The organism is Micromonospora sp. CPCC 205561 (assembly GCF_036906775.1).
In the GTDB taxonomy this organism is placed as follows: domain Bacteria; phylum Actinomycetota; class Actinomycetes; order Mycobacteriales; family Micromonosporaceae; genus Micromonospora.
The window spans coordinates 34,098-55,176 of the sequence record NZ_JBAKHV010000045.1; the positions used below are offsets into that span (position 1 = coordinate 34,098).

The following is a 21,079-nucleotide window of genomic DNA, read 5'->3' on the forward strand; positions in this document are numbered from 1 at the left end:
ATGGCGGGGCGGGCACCCGACGGCCCGGGCCTGCTGCGCAACTTCGTCGGCGGCGAGTTCGTCGAGGCCGGGCGGCGGTTCGCCAAGCGCAGCCCGGTCACCGGCGAGCCGGTCTTCGAGGTCGCCGAGGCCGACCGGGCGTGCGTGGACGACGCCGTCGCCGCCGCGCGGGCGGCGCTGCGCGGGCCGTGGGGCCGGATGGGGGAGCGGGAGCGCGCCGAGGTGCTGCGCCGGGTCGCCGACGAGCTGGAGCGCCGCTTCGACGACCTGGTCACCGCCGAGGTCGCCGACACCGGCAAGTCGATCTCGCAGGCGCGGACCTTGGACATCCCGCGTGGCGCGGCGAACTTCCGCGCCTTCGCGGAGATCGTGGCGACCGCGCCGACGGAGTCCTTCACCACGGTCACCCCGACCGGCGGCCGGGCGCTGAACTACGCGGTCCGCAAGCCGGTCGGCGTGGTCGCGGTGATCGTGCCGTGGAACCTGCCGCTGCTGCTGCTCACCTGGAAGGTCGCCCCCGCGCTGGCCTGCGGCAACGCCGTGATCGTGAAGCCCAGCGAGGAGACGCCCGCCTCGGCGACCCTGCTCGCCGAGGTGATGGCCGCCGCCGGGGTGCCCGCCGGCGTGTTCAATCTGGTGCACGGCTTCGGCCCGGACTCGGCGGGGGAGTTCCTCACCCGGCACCCGGGGGTGGACGCGATCACCTTCACCGGCGAGTCGGCCACCGGGAGCACCATCATGCGGGCCGCCGCCGACGGGGTGAAGGCCGTCTCCTTCGAGCTGGGCGGCAAGAACGCCGGGCTGGTCTTCGCCGACGCCGACCTCGACGCGGCGGTGGCGGGGTCGGTGCGCTCCAGCTTCACCAACGGTGGCCAGGTCTGCCTCTGCACCGAGCGGATCTACGTGCAGCGGCCGGTGTTCGAGGAGTTCACCGCCCGGCTCGTCGAGCGGGCCGCCGCGCTGCCGTACGGGTGGCCCGCCGACGAGGCCACGGTGAACATGCCGCTGATCTCGCACCAGCACCGCGACAAGGTGCTCGGTCACTACGAACTGGCCCGCACCGAGGGCGCGGAGGTGCTCACCGGGGGCGGCGCGCCGCGCTTCGGCGACGCCCGCGACGGCGGCGCGTACGTGCTGCCGACGGTGCTGACCGGGCTGGGCCCGCAGGCCCGCACCAACACCGAGGAGATCTTCGGCCCGGTGGTGCACGTCGCCCCGTTCGACGACGAGGACGAGGCGTACGCGCTGGCCAACGGCACCCAGTACGGCCTGGCGGCGACGGTCTGGACCCGCGACGTCGGCCGGGCCCACCGGGCCGGCGCCCGGCTCGACGCCGGCATCGTCTGGGTGAACACCTGGTTCCTGCGCGACCTGCGCACCCCGTTCGGCGGGGTGAAGGCGTCCGGCATCGGGCGCGAGGGCGGCGTGCACTCACTCGCCTTCTACTCCGAACTCACCAACGTCTGCGTGGACCTGACATGAGCGAGCGCAGCGGACGGATCATCAGCCGCAGTGCCGTGGAGCCCCGTGGCGGCTCCGAGGGCAGCGAGGAGCCGACATGAGCGTTGATTACGAGGCGGCGGCCGGGGAACTGGTCGACGCGCGGGAGAACGGCAGGCCCTGCCCGCCGCTGCGCGGGCGGCTGCTGCCCGAGGGGGACGTCACGTCGGCGTACGTCGTGCAGCAGCTCCAGGTGCGGCAGTGGTTGCAGCGCGGTCACCGGCGGGTGGGCGCGAAGATCGGGCTGACCTCGCGGGCGGTGCAGGAGAGCTTCGGGGTGTTCCAGCCGGACTTCGGGGTGCTGCTGGACGACATGGCGGTGCCCGACGGGGCCGAGGTGGCGATGGACCGGCTGCTCCAGCCCCGGGTGGAGGCGGAGGTCGCCTTCGTGCTGGGTGCGGACCTGCCCGACGAGCGGGTCACGAGCGCGGATGTGATCCGGGCGGTGGACCACGTGTTGCCGGCGATCGAGATCGTCGACTCGCGGGTGGCCGGGTGGGACATCTCCATCGTGGACACGGTGGCGGACAACGCGTCCAGCGGGCTGTTCGTGCTGGGCACCACGCCGCGTCGGCTCGCCGACGTGGATCTGCGGCTGTGCGGGATGGTCCTGGAGCGGGCCGGTGAGCCGGTGTCGGTGGGGGCGGGCGCGGCGTGCCTGGGCAACCCGTTGCACGCGGTGCAGTGGTTGGCGCAGACGATGGCCCGCTCCGGTGATCCGTTGCGCGCGGGTGACGTGGTGCTCTCCGGGGCGCTCGGTCCGATGGTGCCGGTGACGGCGGGCGCGGCGTACGAGGCACGGATCTCCGGCCTGGGTTCGGTGCGCGCCTGCTTCTCCGGGGAGACGTCATGACCGTCGGGGTGGCGGTGATCGGGTCGGGCAACATCGGCACCGACCTGATGATCAAGGTGTTGCGGTTGTCGGAGTCGCTGCGGATGGTGGCGATGGTGGGCATCGATCCGGAGTCCGACGGTCTGGCGCGGGCGCGGCGGTTGGGTGTGGCCACCACCGCCGAGGGTGTGGACGGCCTGGTGGCGATGCCGGAGTTCGCCGACGTGGAGTTGGTGTTCGACGCCACGTCGGCGGGCGCGCACCGGCACAACGACGCGGTGCTGGCCGCGCACGGTCGTACGGTGGTGGATCTGACGCCGGCGGCGATTGGTCCGTACGTGGTGCCGCCGGTGAACCTGGATGAGCATCTGGGTGAGCGCAACGTGAACATGGTGACGTGTGGCGGGCAGGCGACGGTGCCGATCGTGGCCGCCGTCGGCCGGGTCACGCCGGTGGCGTACGGGGAGATCGTGGCGTCGATCGCGTCGCGGTCGGCGGGTCCGGGGACGCGGGCGAACATCGACGAGTTCACCGAGACCACGGCGCGGGCGATCGAGGTGGTCGGTGGTGCCGACCGGGGCAAGGCGATCATCGTGCTCAACCCGGCGGACCCGCCGCTGCTGATGCGCGACACCGTCTACTGCCTGTGCCCCGACGCCGACGCCGACCGGGCCGCGATCGCCGCGTCGGTGGGGGAGATGGTGGCGTCGGTACGGGAGTACGTCCCCGGCTACCGGCTCAAGCAGGACGTGCAGTTCGACCGGGTCGACACGTACGTGCCGGCGCTGGGCCGACACCTGACCGGGTTGCAGGTCTCGGTGTTCCTGGAGGTCTCCGGGGCGGGGCACTACCTGCCGGCGTATGCGGGAAACCTGGACATCATGACCTCGGCCGCGCTGCGCACCGCGGAGCGGCTGGTCGCGCTGCGCCCCGAGACCGCCTCGGGGGTGCGGTCGTGACCGGCCTGTACATCCAGGATGTGACGTTGCGCGACGGCATGCACGCGGTCGCCCACCGCTACACCGTCGAGCAGGTGCGCACCATCGCGGCGGCCTTGGACGCGGCGGGGGTGGCGGCGATCGAGGTCGCCCACGGTGACGGGCTGGCGGGTTCCAGTGTGAACTACGGCCATGGTGCGGCCAGTGACGCGGAGTGGATCGCGGCGGCGGCCGAGGTGATGACGACCGCGAGGCTGACGACGCTGTTGCTGCCGGGGATCGGCACGATCGCGGATCTGAAGGCGGCGAAGGCCCTCGGCGTGACGAGCGTACGGATCGCGACGCACTGCACGGAGGCGGACATCTCGGCGCAGCACATCGCGTGGGCGCGGGAGAACGGCATGGACGTCTCCGGGTTCCTGATGATGTCGCACATGAACGACCCGGCCGGGCTCGCCGCCCAGGCGAAGCTGATGGAGTCGTACGGGGCGCACTGCGTCTACGTCACCGACTCCGGCGGCCGGCTGTTGATGTCGGATGTCGCGCAGCGGGTGGACGCGTATCGGCAGGTGTTGGCGCCGGACACGCAGATCGGTATCCACGCCCACCACAACCTGTCCCTCGGCGTCGCGAACAGTGTGGTCGCGGTGGAGCACGGGCGGATCCTCGGTGACGGCCCGCTCGGCTCGGCGCCCGGGCGGACGGTGCGGGTGGACGCGTCGTTGGCCGGGCAGGGTGCCGGGGCGGGTAACGCGCCGTTGGAGGTGTTCGTGGCGGTCGCGGAGCTGCACGGCTGGGAGCACGGCTGTGACGTGTTCGCGTTGATGGACGCCGCCGACGACATCGTGCGGCCGTTGCAGGACCGGCCGGTGCAGGTCGACCGGGAAACGCTCTCGCTGGGCTACGCGGGGGTCTATTCGAGCTTCCTGCGCCACGCGGAGCGGGCCTCGGACAAGTACGGGGTGGACGTGCGCTCGATCCTGGTGGAGCTGGGTCGCCGCCGCATGGTCGGTGGTCAGGAGGACATGATCGTGGACGTGGCACTGGACCTCGCCGGCAAGGAGAAATCATGATCGGGCCGGATACCGCTGGCATCGCCGAGCGCCTCGGCGTGGCGGCGGACACCGCCACCGCGATCGGGCAGTTGGCCGCCGAGACGGGCCTGGACGCGGACGCCGCGTACGCGGTGCAGACCGCGCTGATCCAGCGCCGTCTCGACCGCGGTGAGCGCCTGGTGGGGTTGAAGATGGGTCTGACCAGCAAGGCGAAGATGGCCCAGGTCGGTGTGGACGAGGTGATCTGGGGCCGCCTCACCGACACCATGCGCGTTGCCGACGGCGGCAGCATCGACGTCAGTGCCTTCATCCACCCCCGCGTCGAGCCGGAGGTGGCGTTCCTGCTGGACCGCCTGCCCGAGCTCGGGGAGCCGGTCGGCGACTTCACCGACGCGGTCCGCGCGGTCGCCCCGGCCATCGAGCTGATCGACTCCCGGTACGCGAACTTCACGTTCTCCCTGCCGGACGTGATCGCCGACAACACCTCCGCCGCCGCGTTCGTCATCGGGCCCTGGTCGCCGGTGCCCGACGGGCTGGAGAACCTGGGCGTGCTGCTGGAGATCGACGGACGGGTGGCGCAGGTCGGCTCGACCGCCGCCATCCTCGGCGACCCCCGCCGCGCCCTCGACGAGGGCATCCGGCTGGCCGGCCGGCACGGGGTGCGCCTACGCGAAGGCTGGGTCTTCCTCGCCGGCGCGGCCACCGCCGCCGTACCGCTGCGTCCCGGCGCCCACGTGCGCGCCGTGGTCGAGAAGCTCGGCACGGCCTCCCTGGGGGCGTCGGCATGAGCGGGCAGGCGCGCGTCGTCGCGGGCAAGGCCGTCCCCCGGGGCGCCTTCCCGCACGTCAAGGTCGCCGGCGGCTTCGTCTTCGTCTCCGGTACGTCGTCGCGGCGGCCGGACAACACCTTCGCCGGCGTCGAGGTGGACGAGTTCGGCACGACGAACCTCGACATCCGGGCGCAGACCCGGGCGGTGGTCGAGAACGTCCGTGACCTGCTGCGTTCGGTCGGCGCCGACCTCTCCGACCTCGTGCAGGTCACCACCTACCTGGTCAACATGAACGACTTCGGTGGCTACAACGAGGTGTGGGCCGAGTTCTTCGACGCGACCGGCCCGACGCGCACGACGGTGGCGGTGCACCAGCTGCCGCACCCGCACCTGCTCATCGAGATACAGGCCGTGGCCCTTCTCCCGTCAGGAGGTCAGTCGTGAGTGAGATCGCGGAGCCGTTCAGCTTCCCGGGCTGGATCGCGGAGAACCAGCACCTGCTCAAGCCGCCGGTCGGCAACAAGGAGATGTTTCCGGGCGGGGACGACTTCATCGTGATGGTGGTGGGCGGGCCCAACCAGCGCACCGACTTCCACGTCGACCCGTACGAGGAGTTCTTCTACCAGGTCAAGGGCAACATGCACATCAACCTGATGACCCCGCAGGGGCCGCGTACGGTGCACGTGCGCGAGGGTCAGATGTGGATGCTGCCGCGCAACACCCCGCACTCGCCCCAGCGGCCCGAGGCCGGCTCGATCGGCGTGGTCGTGGAGCGGGTCCGCGAGGAGGGCACGCTGGAGAAGTTCCAGTGGTACTGCGCCGAGTGCGGGCACAAGGTGCACGAGGTGGAGTTGCAGGTCAGGGACATCGCCGCCGACCTGCCCCCGGTCTTCGCGGCGTTCTACGCCGACGAGGCCGCGCGTACCTGCGCGAACTGCGGCGCGCTGCACCCGGGCAAGGGCTGATGGGCGCTCCCGCCCCGGCCCGCCCGGGACAGGCGCGGCCGCCGGTGGTCGACGTGCACACGCACGTCGTACCGAAGGGGTGGCCGGACCTCGGCGCGGCGTGCGGCGGGTCCGGCTGGCCCTGGCTGCGGGTCGACTCCGAGCGGGCAGCGATGATCATGGTGGGGGAGGCGGAGTTCCGCCCGGTCGGGGCGGAGTGCTGGGACGCGCCGACCCGCCTCGGCGACATGGACGCCGACGGCGTGGACGTGCAGGTGGTTTCGCCCACCCCGGTCTTCTTCAGCTACGACCGCCCCGCCGACCAGGCGGTGAAGGTGGCGCGGATCTTCAACGACCGCACCCTGGAGGCCACCGCCGAGGGCGGCGACCGGCTGGTGCCGTTCTGCCAGGTGCCGTTGCAGGACCCCGAGGCGGCCTGTGCCGAGCTGGACCGCTGCCTGGCGGCCGGGCACGCCGGGGTGGAGATCGGCAACCACGTCGGCGACCGCGACCTGGACGACGCGGGGATCGTGGAGTTCCTGACGCACTGCGCCGAGGTTGGCGCGCCGGTCTTCGTGCATCCCTGGGACATGCCGGGTGGCCCCCGGCTGGACCGGTGGATGGCCCGCTGGCTCGCCGGGATGCCCGCCGAGACGCACCTGTCGGTGCTGGCGCTGATCCTCGGCGGCGTCTTCGACCGGGTCCCCGAGGCGCTGCGGATCTGCTTCGCGCACGGCGGCGGCAGCTTCCCGTTCTGGCTGGGGCGCGCCGACAACGCCTGGCACCGCCGGGGCGACCTGGTACGCGGCGCCTCCACCGCACCGCCCAGCTCGTACGTCGACCGGTTCCACGTCGACTCGGTGGTCTTCTCCACCCCCGCACTGCGGCTGCTGGTCGACACGATGGGCACCGAGCGGGTGCTGCTCGGCAGCGACTACCCGTACCCGCTGGGGGAGCGGCCGGTGGGCCGGGTGGTACGCGAGGCGGACTTCCTGACCGGGGACCAGCGCGACATGCTGCTCGGCGGCAACGCGCTGCGCTTCCTCGGCACCCGCCCCTGAGCGCGGCCGGCGCGGGCACCGCGAGACGGCGGTCCGCGCCGCCCGGGCGGGGGTGGAAGCCGGAGCCGTCGCGGCCCCCAGTGCGCGCGACGGCTCCGGAGCGTGGGGTTCAGGAGTGCGGGCAGGTGTCCCGGTACTCCTCGATCGCCGAGCCCCGGGGGGCCGGGCAGAGGAACTGCTCGTAGCGGGTGTCGTCGTCGACGAACCGCTTGAGCCAGGAGATGCTGTACTTCGCCACCGTCACGTTCGACGAGGTGGGCGCGGAGTGGCTCGCCGCGTTCAGCTCCAGGTACGCCTTGTCGAGGGTGGCCGGCAGGCTGGTGTAGAACGGCTCCGAGTGCGACGAGACCGGCGCCACCGTGTCGTTCTCGGCCCCGATGACCAGGGTCGGTACGCGCACCGACGACCAGCTCTTCTGGGAGTGCCAGCCGGTCAGCGGGATCGCCGCCTGCAACGCGGGACGGGTGCTGGCCGCCGAGAGGCTGCCCCCGCCGCCCATCGAGTGGCCCATCACGGCGAGCCGGTTCCGGTCGATCCGGGTGCGCACGGTGCTGGTGTTGGTCAGGTAGTCCAGGGCGGCCAGCAGCTGGGTGCCCCGGCTGGCCGGCTGGTCGTAGACGGAGCGGGTGTCGATGGTGATGACGACGAAGCCCTGCGAGGCCAGGCGGGGGCCGAGCCACGCGACCGAGGTCTGGCGCGCGGTGAAGCCGGGGGAGATGGCGACCGCGCCGAAGGTGCCCTCGGCGGTGCTGGTCGGGTAGTAGATCGTCCCGCCGCCGAAGCCGCTGACGCTGCCGGCGGCGACGGTGGTCTGCGCGGTGGCGAACGGGCCGCGGCTGGCCTCGATGCTGGCCACGGTGGGCGCGGGCCCCCGCTCGTACGGGTTGGCTGCGAGCGGCGCGGCGGGCGGCGCGTCCCGGGGGCCGGCCAGGGCGGCGGGCGCGGCGGTCAGGCTCGCGCCGACCAGGGCGAGGGCGAGCAGCGGCCGGGCGGCGCGCGAGGGCCGGCGGCGACCGGGACTGGGGTGAAGAGCGGGTAGGGGCTGCACGGCGACGCTCCCTGCGGGGGGTGGACGGTCGGTGGCGCTGCGGGCCACCGGTGGACGTGATCGCCATCGATCGGTGTCCATCCTGCGTGCCGGGCGCGGGCGAAGGGTCATCCCGATGTGGTCATGCCAGGGGGATATGGCGGCCGTCGCGGCGCCGACCCGCCGTGTCGTGCGGCGCGGCGGCGGGCGGGCGGGCAGGATGAGGGGATGGCCGAGCCGCACGACCTGACCGCGCTGGAGCAGGCCGCCGCGATCGTCCGCGGCGAGCTGTCCAGCGTCGAGCTGGTCGAGCACCACCTGACCCGGGTCGACGCGCTCGGCGACACCGTGGGCGCGTTCGTCACGGTCACCCCGGAGCGGGCCCGCGCGGCGGCGCGCGCCGCCGACGCCGTACCGGCCGGGGAACGGGGGCCGCTGCACGGCGTGCCGACCGCGATCAAGGACCTCACCCTCACCGCCGGAGTGCGCACCACCTTCGGCTCGGCGGCGTTCGCCGACTTCGTGCCGCCGGTGGACGCCGACGTGGTCCGGTTCATGGCGCGGGCCGGGCTGGTCAGCCTGGGCAAGACCACCACCTCCGAGCTGGGCTGCTCGCTCTACTCCGAGGGGCGGGTGGCGCCGCCGGCCCGCAACCCGTGGGACCTGGCGTACACCGCGGGCGGCTCCAGCGGCGGGGCGGCGGCGGCCGTCGCGGCCGGGCTCGTGCCGGTCGCCCAGGGCTCCGACGGCGGCGGGTCGCTGCGCATCCCCGCGTCGCTCTGCGGCCTGGTCGGCTACAAGCCGAGCCGGGGCCTGGTCTCCGGCGGTCCGGTCGGCTCGGGCGGCTTCGGTCTGCCCACCCACGGGCCGATCGGGCGGACGGTCGCCGACGTGGCGGCGCTGCTCGACGTGCTGGCCCGCCCGGTGCCGGGCGAGCCCTATCCGGCGCCCGCCCCGCCCGCCGGCGGCTGGCTCCCCGCGGCCCGGGCGGGTGACCCGGGCCGGCTGCGTGTCGGGCGCTTCACCGCCCCGATGCTCGCCGACGAGCCGGTCCACCCCGACTGTCTCGCCGCCGTGGACCGGGCGGCGGGGCTGCTCGCCGCCGCCGGGCACGAGGTGGTCGACGTCCCCGCGCCCCTCGGGCCCGAGGTGTGGCCGCTGTTCGAGATCGTCTGGTACGTGCTGGCGCTCGCGCCCGTCCCGCCGGGCCGGGAGGGCGAGTTGCTGCCGCTGACGCGCCACCTGCGGGCCCGGGGCGCGGAGATCTCCGCCGGCACCCTGCTGGCCACGCTGGGCGAGCTCCAGGCGCAGGTACGCCTCGGGGCCCGCCGCACCGCCGGCTGCGACCTGCTGCTCTGCCCCACCCTCGCCGCGCCGCAGGCGCCGCTGGGCTGGTTCGCCGAGGGCGGCGACCCGGCGGAGGACTTCGACCGGCAACGCCGGTTCTCGCCGTACTGCGCCGTCTTCAACGTCACGGGCGACCCGTCGGTGTCGCTGCCGGTCGGCGTCACCGCCGAGGGGCTGCCCGTGGGGGTGCTGCTCACCGGCCGGTACGGCGACGACGCGAGGTTGCTCGGCACCGCTGCGCAACTGGAGCACTCCAGTGGCGGGTGGGATCGCCACCCCGCAATCTGGCGGGCCGTGGGCTCCGCTAACGTGAATGGCAGCGGTGTCGGGCGGTCGGTGCCATGATCGTCCATCCGACCCGGATCCTTGAGGTCTCTTCTTCCGCCTGGGGGCGTTGGGATTGTCTGTAACCGAGACGTTGCTGGTCTTCGTCGGCATCCCGGCGGCCGCGGTGCTGGTGATCGCCGGCCTGTCGTACGCCGGTAGCCGCGGCGGTGGCAGTGGTGGCGGCACCAAGCGCTACCGGCCGGGCCGGCCCTTCGACTTCACTCCGGTCTGGTTCCTGGGCCGGCCGGAGCAGCTGGCCGACTCGGCCGGCACCGCCCTGGCAGCGGGCGCGCAGGCGCCGGCGCTGACCAGCCGCAAGCAGGAGCAGGCCGGCATCGAGGCGCCGGCCGGCGGAACCGGAGGCGCAAGTGACCGTTGGTGAGAAGCAGGCCGGGTCGCCGAACCCGCCCGAGGTGCTGGACGGGCCGTTCTCGACCCGCCAGCTGCTGCGCATCGACGAGGCGCTGCGCCTGGCCGACCAGGGCACCGGCCTGGTCTTCTCGGTCTTCGTCGGCGGTCTCGACGAGCCGATCCGGGAACACGCCGAGCGGCTGCACCGTCAGCTCGCCGAGCCCGACAGGTCGGTGCTGATCGCGGTGTCGCCCAACCAGCGGCAGCTGGAGATCGTCACCGGTCGGCACGCCCGCAAGCGCATCCCGGACACGTACTCCCGGCTCGCCGCGCTCTCCATGGTGGCGGCCTTCGGCGGCGGCGACCTGACCGGCGGCATCATCAACGGCCTCGACCAGCTGGCCAGCCACGCCGGCCGGGGCTGAGTCCCGCAGCGCACGCAGGCCCGGTCCGCGCCACGCGGACCGGGCTTCGTCGTGCCGGGCCTGGTCGTGCCGGGCGATCAGTCCCTCCGGCGGCGGCCCGGGCGTGCCCGCTCCGTCGTGCCGGTTTCGCCGCCGGGGCCGGCGCGGGCTCGCGCCCACGCCGGCCCCGGCGGTGCCGCTCGTCGCTCAGGCGCTCCGGCCGTCCTTCGCGCGGGCCCTGAGCGCGCGCACGACCGCGTCGCGGCCCTCGGCCACGAGCCGGCGCAGCGACGCCGGGTGGCCCTCGCCGGCCAGCCACGCGTCGGTGGCCGCCACGGTCTCGTCGTCCACCAGGTACCTCGGGTACGCCAGCTCCGTGAACTCCTGCGCCGGCTCGCTGTCCCGGCTCGCCCAGACCTGGGCGACCGCCGCGAAGTACTTCTCCCGGTAGGGCGCCACCAGCTCGGTCTGCGCCGGGTGGATGAGGCCCTGCAACAGCGCCCGGTTGCGCCAGTTCGGCAGCGCGTCCGGCCCGGTCAGCTGGGCCCAGACGGCGGCCTTGTTCTCGGCCGTCGGCACCAGCGCGTGCGCGTAGGCGGCCTCCCGCTCGCCGCTGGCCGTCCGGTCCCCGGCCAGCTCGGCCTCGATCTCGGCGGGACCGGCCGCGCCGTTGGCGACCAGCGAGTCCAGCACCGCCCAGCGCAGCTCGGTGTCGATGGCCAGGCCGGTCGGGACGCCGGTGCCGTCCAGCCAGCCGCGCAGGGCGGCCAGGTCCTCGGCGGAGCGGGCCGCCGAGGCGTACGCGCGGGCCCAGGTGAGCTGGAAGCCGCTGCCCGGCTCCGCCGCCGCCAACGCCGTACGCGCGGTGCGGGCCAGCTCCGCCCAGCCGGTGGGCGCCCAGGCCGGGTCGGCGTAGTAGACGATCGCGGTGGTGGCTTGGCGCAGGGTGGCGTTGACCAGGTTGATGTCGGTCTCGGCGGGCAGCCCGGTCAGCACCAGCGCCACGTAGTCGCGGGCCGCGAGCTCGGCGTCGCGGGTCATGTCCCAGGCGGCGGTCCAGCAGAGCGCGCGCGCCAGCGACGACTCCAGGCCGGCGATGTGCTGCACCACCGTGGCCATCGACCGCTCGTCGAGGCGGAGCTTGGTGTAGGTGAGGTCGTCGTCGTTGAGCAGCAGCACGTCGGCCGCGGGCACCCCGTGCAGCTCGGTCAGCTCGGTCCGCTCGCCGGTGACGTCGACCTCGTACCGCTCGCGCCGGACCAGCCGGCCGTCGGTGAGGTCGTAGAGGCCCACCCCGATCCGGTGGGTGCGCAGCGTCGGGTGCGCGGCCGGTGCCTCCTGGCGGACCGTCACCCGCTCGTAGCTGCCGTCCGCGCCGACCGTCAGCTCCGGCCGCAGGGTGTTGACCTGCGCCGTCTCGAGCCACTGGGCGGCGAACTTGCGCAGCTCCCGGCCGGAGGCCGCCTCCAGCTCGGTGAGCAGGTCGTCGAAGGTGGCGTTGCCCCAGGCGTGCTTGTCGAAGTAGGCCCGCAGGCCCGCCACGAACGGCTCCTCACCCACGTACGCGACCAGCTGCTTGAGCACGCTCGCGCCCTTGGCGTACGTGATGCCGTCGAAGTTGACCTCGACCGCCTCCAGGTCCGGCATCTCGCAGTAGACCGGGTGCGTGGAGGAGAGCTGGTCCTGCCGGTAGCCCCAGTTCTTCCGGATGGAGAGGAAGGTCGTCCAGGCGTCGACGAACCGGGTGGCGTGGGTGTTGCACCAGTGGCTCGCCCACTCGGCGAACGACTCGTTCAGCCACAGGTCGTTCCACCAGCGCATGGTGACCAGGTCGCCGAACCACATGTGCGCCAGCTCGTGCAGGATCGTGTTCGCCCGCTGCTCGTACTCGTAGTCGGTGACCTGCGAGCGGAAGATGTAGTGCGCCTCGGCGTGCGTGACGCAGCCGAAGTTCTCCATCGCGCCGGCGTTGAAGTCGGGCACCCAGAGCTGGTCGTACTTGGGCAACGGGTAGCGCACGCCGAACTTCTCGTGGAAGAAGTCGAAGCCCTGCCGGGTGACCAGGAAGAGGTCGTCCGCGTCGAGGTGCTGCGCCATCGAGGCCCGGCAGAACGCACCCAGGTCGATGCCGTCGTGGGTCTCGCGCACCTCGTGGTACGGCCCCGCGCAGAGCGCGGTGATGTAGGTGCTCATCCGCGCCGAGGTGGTGAGGTGGACCGTCTTGAGTCCCTCGCCCGCGGCCTCCTCACGCTCCACCGGCATGTTCGAGACCACCTTCCAGTGCTCCGGGACGGTGGCGTGCCAGGTGTAGACGCTCTTCAGGTCGGGCTGGTCGAAGCAGGCGAAGACCCGCTGGGCGTCGGCCGTCTCGAACTGGCTGTAGAGGTAGGTCTCGCCGTCGACCGGGTCGACGGTGCGGTGCAGCCCCTGCCCGCTGTTCGAGTACGCGAAGTCGGCCTCGACCAGCAGTGTGTTCTCGCTCTCCAACCCCGACAGGGCCAGGCCCTTCTCGGCCGACCAGTCGCCCAGCTCCACCGGGGAGCCGTTCAGCGTCGCCGAGCGCACGGAGTCGGCGGCCAGCTCGATGAAGGTGCTCGCGCCGGGCTCCGCGCAGCGGAACCGGACCTCGGTGGTCGACCGGAAGGTGCGACCGTCGGCCGCGCGGACGGCGGACGAGAGGTCGAGACTGATGTCGTACCCGGTCACGTCGAGCAGGCGGGCCCGCTCGGTTGCCTCGACCTGCGTCAGGTTGCGCACTCCCGGCACTGTTCGTCTCCATCCCGTTCTCGCCGTGCGCCCGGTTGGCGCCGTCATCGACCGCTCGTGACGGCCGGATTCGAGTCTTCCATGCACGAACACCCTGTGGTGGGCTAGCTCACGCTCTCATTCCGGTGCCGGTCGATACCCGTCGGGGTGAAGATCGGGCGAGGTGCCGGAGGCCGGTGCCACCCGTCGTGAAGGGACCCACCGTGAGCGAGCGTGCCGCCGTAGACATGTTCTTCGACCCCCTCTGCCCGTGGGCCTGGATCACCTCCCGCTGGCTGCTGGAGGTCGAGCAGGTCCGGGAAGTGGACATCCGCTTCCGCGTGATGAGCCTGTCGGTGCTCAACGAGGGCCGGGAGCTGCCCGAGGAGTACCAGGAGATGATGCGGACCGGGTGGGGCCCGGTGCGGGTCTGCGTCGCGGTCGAGCAGCGGTACGGCCAGGACGCCGTCCGGAAGCTCTACACCGCGCTCGGCGACCGGATCCACCTGCGGCAGCAGGAGATCTCGCCCGAGCTGATCGCCGGCGCGCTGGCCGACGCGGGGCTCGACCCGGCACTGGCCGACGCCGCCGCGGGCAGCGACCACGACGAGGCGCTGCGGGCCAGCCACGAGGCCGGCATGCGCCCGGTCGGCACCGACGTCGGCACCCCCGTGATCCACGCGCCCGGCCCGGACGGCGGCACGGTCGCCTTCTTCGGCCCGGTGATCACCCCGGCCCCGAAGGGCGAGGCCGCCGGTCGGCTCTGGGACGGCGTCCTGCTGGTCGCCGGCACCCCCGGCTTCTACGAGCTGAAGCGCTCCCGCGAGCTCGGTCCGATCTTCGACTGACGGCCGGCCGCCTCGGCCACGGCCCCCGCGTCGGATCCGCGATGCGGTCCGCCGCGGGGGCGCGCCCGGACGTACGCGCCGCGTCGGCGTCACCGGGGGGCGCGCGGCATCGTTCTCCTCGGTGTCCGCCGCAGCGACCCGCAGGGCCGCACCCCGCAGCTCGTGGAGGCAATCCGATGGCCAAGCACCGCGCGTCCGGTGAGGACCCGTCGACCCGGGAGGGGGTGACCGAGGGCCCGGAGACGGCGTACTGGTCGGTCGACGACTCCCGCTGGCCGACGCTGCGCCCCGACCTTCCCGCACACATGGTGGACCTGCTCGCCCCGCCGATCGTGGTCGGCGTCGCCCGCGTGCCGGCCACCTCCCGGCTCACCCCGCCGACCGGGCGGCCGCCCGCCGAGCCGGCCGAGCAGCGGCTGGCGTCGGCCGGACCCCGCCGGATCCTGCCGGCCGGGCCGGGCACGGCGGGCCGGCGACCGGGGGGCGCCCCCGCGCCGGGCGGCCGGCACCGCCGGGCGGCCGGGCAGGCCGACCGCACCGCCTGAGCCGCACCCCGGCCGGTAGCTCTTTCAACTGTTGGACGCCGAGCGGGTCCCGCGTCGGCGCCCCCCGCGCCGCCGGTAGCGTCTGGGCACATGACGGTCGTGCATCCGATCGCCCGGGCCTGGATCACCACTGGCGGCACCGGCGCGCAGAACTACGACGAGTTCGCCGACGACGCGGAGATCACCGCGATCATCGAGGCGAACCCGCAGAGTGCCCTCGGCATCGAGATGCCGCACCGGGCTCCGGGCAGCCTGGGGAACTCCTTCCTCGACGCCCTGCCCGACGCGGTGACCCGCCTCGCCGAGGCCAAGGCCGACGGCAGTTACACCCCGGCCGAGCAGGTCGTGGTCCTCTACCGGATCAGCGCGCCGGGGGAGGGGAACGCGTACGGGCTCTTCGCCATGGTCGACACAGACCAGATCTCCACCCGCGCCGACGAGCCCGGGCTGGTCATCCGCAACGAGGACGTCTTCATCGCCAAGGTGCGGGAGCGGGTGGCCCTGGCCGAGGCGCTGGGGCACCTGCTGTCGCCCGTACTCCTGCTCCAGACCGGGCGCGGCGACGAGCTGCACGCCGCCCTCGCGGCGGCGACCGACGCGGCCGGCGCGCCGGCCGCGACCGACACCGACCAGGCCGGGCGCACCCACGCCATCTGGCTGCTGGGGCCGGGCCCGCGCCAGGACGAGCTGACCGCCCTGGCGGGCGGCGGCGAGCTGGTCGTGGCCGACGGCAACCACCGCAGCCTGGCCGCGCAGACCGGCGGCCTGCCGCGTTTCCTCGCCGTGGTCACCACCCCCGCCTCGGTGGCGATCCAGCCCTACAACCGGCTGGTCAGCGAGCTGACCACCACCGCCGACGACCTGCTCGACCGGCTCCGCGCCGCCGGCGCGGAGATCAGCCCGATCGACGGCCCGGTCGAGGTCCCGACGGCCGGCGGCACCGTCCACCTCCGCCTGGCCGGCCGGGGGTACGAGGTGACCCTGCCGCACGTCGGCGGTAACCGGCTGGAGAACCTGGACCACGCCCTGGTCGAGCGGCTGCTGCTGCGCGACGCGCTCGGGCTGGACCCGGGCGACAAGCGGATCACCTACGTCGGTGGCGACTACCCGGCGAGCTGGCTGACCGGCGAGGTCGACGCGGGGCGGGCGGAGCTGGCCGTGCTGGTCGCCCCGGTGACCGTGGACGACTTCGTGGCGGTCAACCTGGCGCGGGAGAAGATGCCGCGCAAGAGCACCTGGTTCACCCCGAAGGCGCGCGGCGGCCTGGTCGTCGCCGAGCTGTCCCGCTGAGTCTGTGACGAATCCGCCTCCGGGGCGCCGCCCGCGCGTCGTCCCGGAGGCGCGCCTGACAGACTGCGCGGTATGCGCGTCTACCTGGGATCCGACCACGCCGGCTTCGAGTTGAAGGTGCACCTGGTCAACCACCTGGCCAAGGAGGGGTACGACGTCGTCGACGTGGGCCCGCACAGCTTCGACCCGGACGACGACTACCCGGCCTTCTGCCTGCACACCGGTGACCGGGTGGTGGGCGACGCGGGCAGCCTCGGGGTGGTCATCGGCGGCTCCGGCAACGGCGAGCAGATCGCCGCGAACAAGGTGGCCGGCGTCCGGGCGGCCCTCGCCTGGAGCGTCGACACGGCCCAGTTGGCGCGCGAGCACAACGACGCGAACATCGTCGCGGTCGGCGCCCGGCAGCACACGCTGGACGAGGCCACCGCCATCGTCGAGGCGTTCCTGACCACCCCGTTCTCCGGCAACGAGCGGCACGCCCGCCGGATCACCCAGATGGCGGAGTACGAGCGCACCCGCGAGCTTCCCCCGCTTCCCTGACGGACCGGCGGTCCGCCCGGCCGGCCCGCGCCGTGGTACCGGGCGGGAGCCGGCGCCGCGGGGCCTCCCCGCCCGCCTTCCGCCGCCGGCCGGGCGCCGCGCGTACCGGCCGGGGCCCGGGGCCGGGCCGCAGTGGCGGGTCGGAAGTTCAGCGGCGGGGGAGGTCCTCGCGGGGGGTCCAGTTGCGGCGGATCATCACCACGCGCGCCTCGGCCTCGGCCAGATCCTGGTCGGTGGGGCGGGCGGCGTCGCGGGCCCGCATCGCGGCCGTCACGCTGACCTGGGACGAGCCGGGGCCGACGAGGCCGCGCAGGCCGCGCTCGCCCTCGTCGCCCGGGCCGCCCCGGCGGCCGCGCGGCGGCTCGGGGGTGTCGTGCACCCCACCGGTCGTCGCGCTCGGCTCGCCGGTGCCGCCGGTGTCGCCGCTCGGGTGCCGCAGCCGGCGTCGGCGTCGCTCGATCTCCCCCATAAGCCGACCGTACCGTCCCGGGCCCACCGGTGCCGGCCGCCCGTACCCGTGCCCGTGGCGGGCCGCCGGGCCGGAGGGGCCCGCGCGGGTGACTTCGGCCACGTCGCCCGGCGGGCCCGACCCGGCCTGTCGCGACGGCCGGGGCGCTCGGCCCGTTCCGTCGCGCCCGGGACGCGCGCGCCCGTCGGCCCGCCGGTGCGGGCTCGGCGGGCGATTTGCCGGGTGGCTACCCTCGGAACAGACGGCGGCCGGTGGTCGCCGTCGGTCCAGGGGAGGGGACGAGATGGTCGACCAGACACAGCCGTGGGCCGAGCGGACCGTCGAGGTGCCGCCGCAGCCCGGTGCCGGCGTGCCGCCGCAGCGCGACGCGTACCGGCGGGGGGTGGCCTCGGTCGGGCAGTCCCGCACGCAGCGCACCGAGCCGTTCCCGGTCGTCGAGCACGAGCCGACGGGCCCGGGATGGTCGGACGGGCCGGCGCCGCGCCGGCCGCTGAGCTGGCACGTCGAACAGCTCAAGCGGGGCGGCGAGTGGAGCGCCGCCGGCGGGCTCTTCGCCTTCGTCTGCTGGGGGATCTGGGCGATCTCGGGCGGGGGCGACCTGGCCGGGCCGCTGCTGATCTTCCTGCTGAGCCTGCTGGTCGCCGCCGGCCTCTTCGCACTGGCCCGGCTGCTGGGCCGGGTCGTGCTGGAGCGGCAGATGGGCCGGGTGCGGCGCAGCGCGCGCGGGGCGCACCTGGTCACCGCGGTCTTCCTGACCGGCCTCGGGGTCGCCTACCTCCAGCAGACCGAATGGGTCGTGTCGGCCTGGAACTGGGTCACCGGGCACTGACCGCACGCCCGGGCGGGTCGGCCGTGCCGCCCGCCCGCGCGCCCGGTCGTGGCGTGCCACGACCTCGGTCGTTCCACCAGGTCGCCGCCGCTTACCCGGCCGGCCGCGAATCATCCACGGCCGACCGGGACTGACCCGGGGGTCAGTGCTTCCCGCCGTGGCCCTCCGCGTCCGCCTTCGGCGAGGCGACGCGGGCGGCCGGGTCCTCGACGCCGGGCTCGCCGCCGTCGGGCGCCACCATGCCGTCGTAGTTGTAGATCGGGCCCCCCTCGTCGTGCTGCTTGGTGGTCTGGATGTAGCGGTGCATCATGCCGTCGATCTCCACCTCCACCAGGGCCTTGCCGCCCGTGTCGAGGGTGCTGCCGTCCCGGGGGCCGCCGATGAGGTGTGCCTTCGTGTTCGTGTCCATACCGACGCCGTACCCGGGTCGGTCGGGTGCAAAACGGGCGGTCCCCGGGCGAGCGGGTCCGGGACCCGGTGGCCTGCGGTATGACCGACGCGGGATGTGTAGAAGCATTGCCATCCATCAATGCACGTCCATAGGCTCCCGCCATCGGTTTGCCGGCGCGTCGTCTCGGTGCGCCGCGAGGTTCGGGAGGCTCCCATGGTCCGTTGGCGCACACTCGTCGGCCGGATGGCCGCCGCGCTGGTGGCGGTCACCGCCGGCTCGTTCGTCCTGGCCCCTCCGGCGGGTGCCCGCCCCGCCCCCGAGGTGACCCCGTACGTCGTGGGCGGCACCCTGGCCGCCCAGGGGGAGTTCCCCTTCATGGTCCGGCTCTCGATGGGCTGCGGCGGGGCGCTCTACAGCCCGCAGCTCGTGCTGACGGCCGCGCACTGCGTCAGCAGGACGGGCGCGAACACCAGCATCACCGCCACCCTCGGCGTGGTGGACCTCCAGTCGTCGAGCCGGATCCAGGTGCGCTCCAACTACGTCTACCGGGCGCCCGGCTACAACGGCGCCGGCAAGGACTGGGCGCTGATCCGGCTGGCGACGCCGGTGACCTCGGTGCCCACGCTGAAGATCGCCACCAGCACCGCGTACGACAGCGGCACCTTCACGGTCGCCGGCTGGGGCGCCACCCGCGAGGGCGGGGCGCAGCAGCGTTACCTGCGCAAGGCGACCGTGCCGTTCGTCAGCGACGCCACCTGCAACTCGTACTACGGCGGCGACATCATCCCCAGCGAGGAGATCTGCGCGGGCTACGCCAGCGGCGGCATCGACACCTGCCAGGGCGACTCGGGCGGCCCGATGTTCCGGCGTGACGCCAGCAACGCCTGGATCCAGGTCGGGATCGTGAGCTGGGGCAACGGCTGTGCCCGTCCCTCCTACCCCGGCGTCTACACCCAGGTGAGCTACTTCGCCTCGGCGATCGCCTCCGCCGCGGCGAGCCTCGGCGGCTGACCCCGCGACCGCCCCCGGGGGCCCGGCCGGTTCGTCCGGTCGGGCCCCCGCTCGCGTGCCCCTGCCCGTGCGCCCACCCGGCCGCCGGGGGTGTGCGTCCGGCCCGCCCGGTCGCCGCGTCGACTACCGTCCGTCACCACTTCTGTTCTCCCGGTCAACTCGGGCGGCCCTCCGCCCCGCCGGCTTCGAACGTCGCGCACGCCGGCGTGGCGGGGAGGGCTCCTGGTGGGAGGGCTGCCCGTCGGACGGTCGGCGCGCGGCGGGCCGCTCGGGCCCCGGCCTCGATTCGAGACGAGACATTTCGATGTAGCGGAAAGTCGCGTTTTCCCTTCCCCTGACCGGTCCTCTGATGTCCATGACTGGCGGCGGGATACCGATCGGTGGCGAGAGCCGAAAGTCTGCTTTGTCGTATGTCGATTTCCCCTCGCCGGTCGCCGGCTTGCGGGTGGTGAGGGGTGCGGGTAGGGGTTACCTCGCCCAGATCCTGTTCGTGATGATCGGAGCGTCGCATCCGGTTACGTGGAGGTAGCTTGTGGCAGCCATGAGCGGGAATGGTCACTGCCGTTCGTTCAACGGGAACGGGATGCTGGACATCATGGCCCGTGACGACGTCACGGGTAACCTGTTGGTCTTCCCGCACAGCGGCAGCTTCCGCGGTGGCGAGACCTACGGCGAGCCGGTGTTGATCGGCACCGGCTTCCACGAGACGCGGAACCACGCGCTGGTCCGTCCCATCGACGTCAACGGCAACGGCTACGCCGACGTGATCGGCGTCAGCGTGAGCCATATGAACGAGACGCACGGGATCTTCCTCTATCCGAACAGGGGCGGTCTGAACGGTCTCGACACGCTCGGGGAGCCGATCCGCATCTCGGGCTCGCGGGACGACAAGAAGTGGGAGACCCTGGGCATCGCCGACGTCGACCTGGACGGCTGTGACGACATGTTCGGTCGAGAGAAGGACGCGGGGAATGTGGACGCGTTCTTCAACCAGCGGCAGGTGCGGCAGAACGAGACGTACGACCGTACGGCGCACCGGATGGTGACGGTGGACGTCGAGGACTTTCCGTTGGCGATGGCGGACGTCACCGGGACGGGTCGGCCGGATCTGCTGGTGCGGCGTGCGAACGGTGATCTGGACGTGTACGAGTTCGCGCACAACACCTCCGGGGAGGGGCCGTGGTGGCGGGGCGAGGGGCGTTGGTTCACGCTCGGGCGGGGGTGGCAGGAGTTCACGCAGATCGCGGTGACGGACATCGATCTTGACGGCCGGCCGGACCTGTTGGCGGTGCGTGCCGACGGCACGCTCGTCGTCCATCTGCACACCGGCAAGTTCGACCCGGACCGGCCGGCCGCGACGCTCTCCGCGGCGGAGGTCGTCGCGACCGGCTGGCAGAAGTACTCGGTGGTGAGCTGACCGCCGCCCGGTTCCCCGGTCGGGTGCCGCGCGAGCGTCTCTGGGCGCGGATGGTCGAACGTCAGTTCTTCCGCTGTTACCGGGTAATGGCACGCGCCGATTACGTTCAATTCCGCAGCCGTTCGCAGATCACCTCACGCAGTCGGAGGAATAGCGATGACAACATCGCTGGTCAAGAACAGCGCGCCGATCGGGCAGGCGGCAATTGCCGTTGGTCCCGCGCCTCTTTGCCCTGACGATTCCCGGACGCCAATGGCGGTCCGGCCGAGGACGAGGTGCGGATGGCTCTGGTCCATTCGCCCGACATGCGAATCGCGGCCGACGTGGCGTTGAGCCGCCCCACCCGTACGCCCACTGAGGAGGACCGGTGACTGTTCAGTTGCGCACGCTCGTCGACGTGGCGCGCCGGCACGCGGCCCAGCAGCCGGACGCCGTCGCG

Annotated in this window: 23 protein-coding genes; 18 read left to right on the forward strand and 5 right to left on the reverse strand. The window is 73.4% G+C overall.

All coding sequences use genetic code 11. The annotated features are described in order from the left end of the window. From V6V16_RS21435 to V6V16_RS21470, 8 genes are all read left to right on the forward strand, one after another. Complete coding sequence (locus tag V6V16_RS21435; protein WP_334564726.1) at nucleotides 1-1,482, forward strand: 2-hydroxymuconic semialdehyde dehydrogenase; 1,482 nt, start codon at nucleotides 1-3, stop codon at nucleotides 1,480-1,482. A gap of 76 nt (nucleotides 1,483-1,558) precedes the next feature. Beyond that, the gene (locus V6V16_RS21440) at nucleotides 1,559-2,353 is read left to right on the forward strand and encodes a 2-keto-4-pentenoate hydratase (RefSeq protein ID WP_334564696.1); all 795 of its coding nucleotides are present in this window, start codon (nucleotides 1,559-1,561) and stop codon (nucleotides 2,351-2,353) included. Then, the gene (locus V6V16_RS21445; protein WP_334564697.1) at nucleotides 2,350-3,291 is read left to right on the forward strand and encodes an acetaldehyde dehydrogenase (acetylating); all 942 of its coding nucleotides are present in this window, start codon (nucleotides 2,350-2,352) and stop codon (nucleotides 3,289-3,291) included. Before V6V16_RS21440 ends, V6V16_RS21445 begins: the two co-directional genes overlap by 4 nt. Then, entirely contained in the window at nucleotides 3,288-4,343 is a 1,056-nt protein-coding gene (dmpG, locus tag V6V16_RS21450; RefSeq protein WP_334564698.1) for a 4-hydroxy-2-oxovalerate aldolase, read from the forward strand. Before V6V16_RS21445 ends, dmpG begins: the two co-directional genes overlap by 4 nt. Further along, nucleotides 4,340-5,113 carry a 2-keto-4-pentenoate hydratase gene (locus V6V16_RS21455; protein WP_334564699.1) on the forward strand — a complete coding sequence of 258 codons (774 nt, stop codon included), beginning with the start codon at nucleotides 4,340-4,342 and terminating at the stop codon, nucleotides 5,111-5,113. The genes dmpG and V6V16_RS21455 overlap by 4 nt, the downstream gene beginning before the upstream one ends. Then, nucleotides 5,110-5,538, forward strand: coding sequence for a RidA family protein (locus V6V16_RS21460; RefSeq protein ID WP_334564700.1), 429 nt, complete (start codon nucleotides 5,110-5,112; stop codon nucleotides 5,536-5,538). Before V6V16_RS21455 ends, V6V16_RS21460 begins: the two co-directional genes overlap by 4 nt. Further along, a complete protein-coding gene (locus V6V16_RS21465; protein WP_334564702.1) occupies nucleotides 5,535-6,059 on the forward strand; it encodes a 3-hydroxyanthranilate 3,4-dioxygenase in 525 nt (174 codons plus the stop codon). Before V6V16_RS21460 ends, V6V16_RS21465 begins: the two co-directional genes overlap by 4 nt. Further along, nucleotides 6,059-7,099 carry an amidohydrolase family protein gene (locus tag V6V16_RS21470; protein WP_334564704.1) on the forward strand — a complete coding sequence of 347 codons (1,041 nt, stop codon included), beginning with the start codon at nucleotides 6,059-6,061 and terminating at the stop codon, nucleotides 7,097-7,099. The genes V6V16_RS21465 and V6V16_RS21470 overlap by 1 nt, the downstream gene beginning before the upstream one ends. Before the next feature lie 109 nt (nucleotides 7,100-7,208). Here the strand turns inward: V6V16_RS21470 and bdeA are convergent, their stop codons facing one another. Continuing rightward, nucleotides 7,209-8,147 (reverse strand): bis(hydroxyethyl) terephthalate hydrolase, encoded by a 939-nt coding sequence (bdeA, locus tag V6V16_RS21475; RefSeq protein WP_334564705.1) that lies wholly within the window; start codon nucleotides 8,145-8,147, stop codon nucleotides 7,209-7,211. A 207-nt stretch (nucleotides 8,148-8,354) separates the two neighbouring features. Here bdeA and V6V16_RS21480 point away from each other — a divergent pair, with 207 nt between their 5' ends. Genes V6V16_RS21480 through V6V16_RS21490 form a run of 3 tightly spaced genes read left to right on the forward strand, consistent with a single transcriptional unit; the run spans nucleotide 8,355 to nucleotide 10,576 of the window. Then, nucleotides 8,355-9,818 carry an amidase gene (locus V6V16_RS21480; protein ID WP_334564706.1) on the forward strand — a complete coding sequence of 488 codons (1,464 nt, stop codon included), beginning with the start codon at nucleotides 8,355-8,357 and terminating at the stop codon, nucleotides 9,816-9,818. 49 nt (nucleotides 9,819-9,867) lie between these two features. Next, a complete protein-coding gene (ctaJ, locus tag V6V16_RS21485; protein WP_442934125.1) occupies nucleotides 9,868-10,182 on the forward strand; it encodes an aa3-type cytochrome oxidase subunit CtaJ in 315 nt (104 codons plus the stop codon). After that, nucleotides 10,169-10,576 carry a DUF5130 family protein gene (locus V6V16_RS21490; protein WP_334564707.1) on the forward strand — a complete coding sequence of 136 codons (408 nt, stop codon included), beginning with the start codon at nucleotides 10,169-10,171 and terminating at the stop codon, nucleotides 10,574-10,576. The genes ctaJ and V6V16_RS21490 overlap by 14 nt, the downstream gene beginning before the upstream one ends. Before the next feature lie 186 nt (nucleotides 10,577-10,762). Here the strand turns inward: V6V16_RS21490 and pepN are convergent, their stop codons facing one another. Further along, nucleotides 10,763-13,312 (reverse strand): aminopeptidase N, encoded by a 2,550-nt coding sequence (pepN, locus tag V6V16_RS21495; protein ID WP_334564708.1) that lies wholly within the window; start codon nucleotides 13,310-13,312, stop codon nucleotides 10,763-10,765. Between the two features lie 212 nt (nucleotides 13,313-13,524). On the opposite strand from pepN, the gene V6V16_RS21500 reads away from it, so the two are divergent. The 4 genes from V6V16_RS21500 to V6V16_RS21515 all read left to right on the forward strand — a co-directional run bounded on the left by V6V16_RS21500 (nucleotide 13,525) and on the right by V6V16_RS21515 (nucleotide 16,523). After that, nucleotides 13,525-14,148 (forward strand): DsbA family protein, encoded by a 624-nt coding sequence (locus V6V16_RS21500; protein WP_334564709.1) that lies wholly within the window; start codon nucleotides 13,525-13,527, stop codon nucleotides 14,146-14,148. A gap of 176 nt (nucleotides 14,149-14,324) precedes the next feature. After that, entirely contained in the window at nucleotides 14,325-14,693 is a 369-nt protein-coding gene (locus V6V16_RS21505) for a hypothetical protein (RefSeq protein WP_334564711.1), read from the forward strand. A 90-nt stretch (nucleotides 14,694-14,783) separates the two neighbouring features. Continuing rightward, on the forward strand, nucleotides 14,784-15,983 hold the full coding sequence (locus V6V16_RS21510; RefSeq protein ID WP_334564712.1) for a DUF1015 family protein: 1,200 nt from the start codon (nucleotides 14,784-14,786) through the stop codon (nucleotides 15,981-15,983). Between the two features lie 72 nt (nucleotides 15,984-16,055). Beyond that, nucleotides 16,056-16,523: a ribose-5-phosphate isomerase gene (locus V6V16_RS21515; RefSeq protein ID WP_334564714.1), complete on the forward strand. Its 468-nt coding sequence runs from the start codon at nucleotides 16,056-16,058 to the stop codon at nucleotides 16,521-16,523. A 148-nt stretch (nucleotides 16,524-16,671) separates the two neighbouring features. Here the strand turns inward: V6V16_RS21515 and V6V16_RS21520 are convergent, their stop codons facing one another. After that, entirely contained in the window at nucleotides 16,672-16,992 is a 321-nt protein-coding gene (locus V6V16_RS21520) for a hypothetical protein (protein WP_334564715.1), read from the reverse strand. A gap of 283 nt (nucleotides 16,993-17,275) precedes the next feature. Here V6V16_RS21520 and V6V16_RS21525 point away from each other — a divergent pair, with 283 nt between their 5' ends. Next, nucleotides 17,276-17,821: a hypothetical protein gene (locus tag V6V16_RS21525; RefSeq protein WP_334564716.1), complete on the forward strand. Its 546-nt coding sequence runs from the start codon at nucleotides 17,276-17,278 to the stop codon at nucleotides 17,819-17,821. 142 nt (nucleotides 17,822-17,963) lie between these two features. Here V6V16_RS21525 and V6V16_RS21530 read toward each other — a convergent pair whose 3' ends face one another. Beyond that, the gene (locus V6V16_RS21530; protein ID WP_334564717.1) at nucleotides 17,964-18,230 is read right to left on the reverse strand and encodes a hypothetical protein; all 267 of its coding nucleotides are present in this window, start codon (nucleotides 18,228-18,230) and stop codon (nucleotides 17,964-17,966) included. A gap of 195 nt (nucleotides 18,231-18,425) precedes the next feature. Between V6V16_RS21530 and V6V16_RS21535 the strand changes: the two genes are divergently transcribed. Together V6V16_RS21535 and V6V16_RS21540 are read left to right on the forward strand one after the other, a co-directional pair. Then, nucleotides 18,426-19,223, forward strand: coding sequence for a S1 family peptidase (locus tag V6V16_RS21535; protein ID WP_334564718.1), 798 nt, complete (start codon nucleotides 18,426-18,428; stop codon nucleotides 19,221-19,223). Nucleotides 19,224-19,764: 541 nt separating this feature from the next. Continuing rightward, complete coding sequence (locus V6V16_RS21540) at nucleotides 19,765-20,640, forward strand: FG-GAP repeat domain-containing protein (protein ID WP_334564719.1); 876 nt, start codon at nucleotides 19,765-19,767, stop codon at nucleotides 20,638-20,640. A gap of 172 nt (nucleotides 20,641-20,812) precedes the next feature. Here the strand turns inward: V6V16_RS21540 and V6V16_RS21545 are convergent. Next, nucleotides 20,813-21,079: hypothetical protein (locus tag V6V16_RS21545; RefSeq protein ID WP_334564721.1), on the reverse strand; the 267-nt coding region annotated here is incomplete at its 5' end.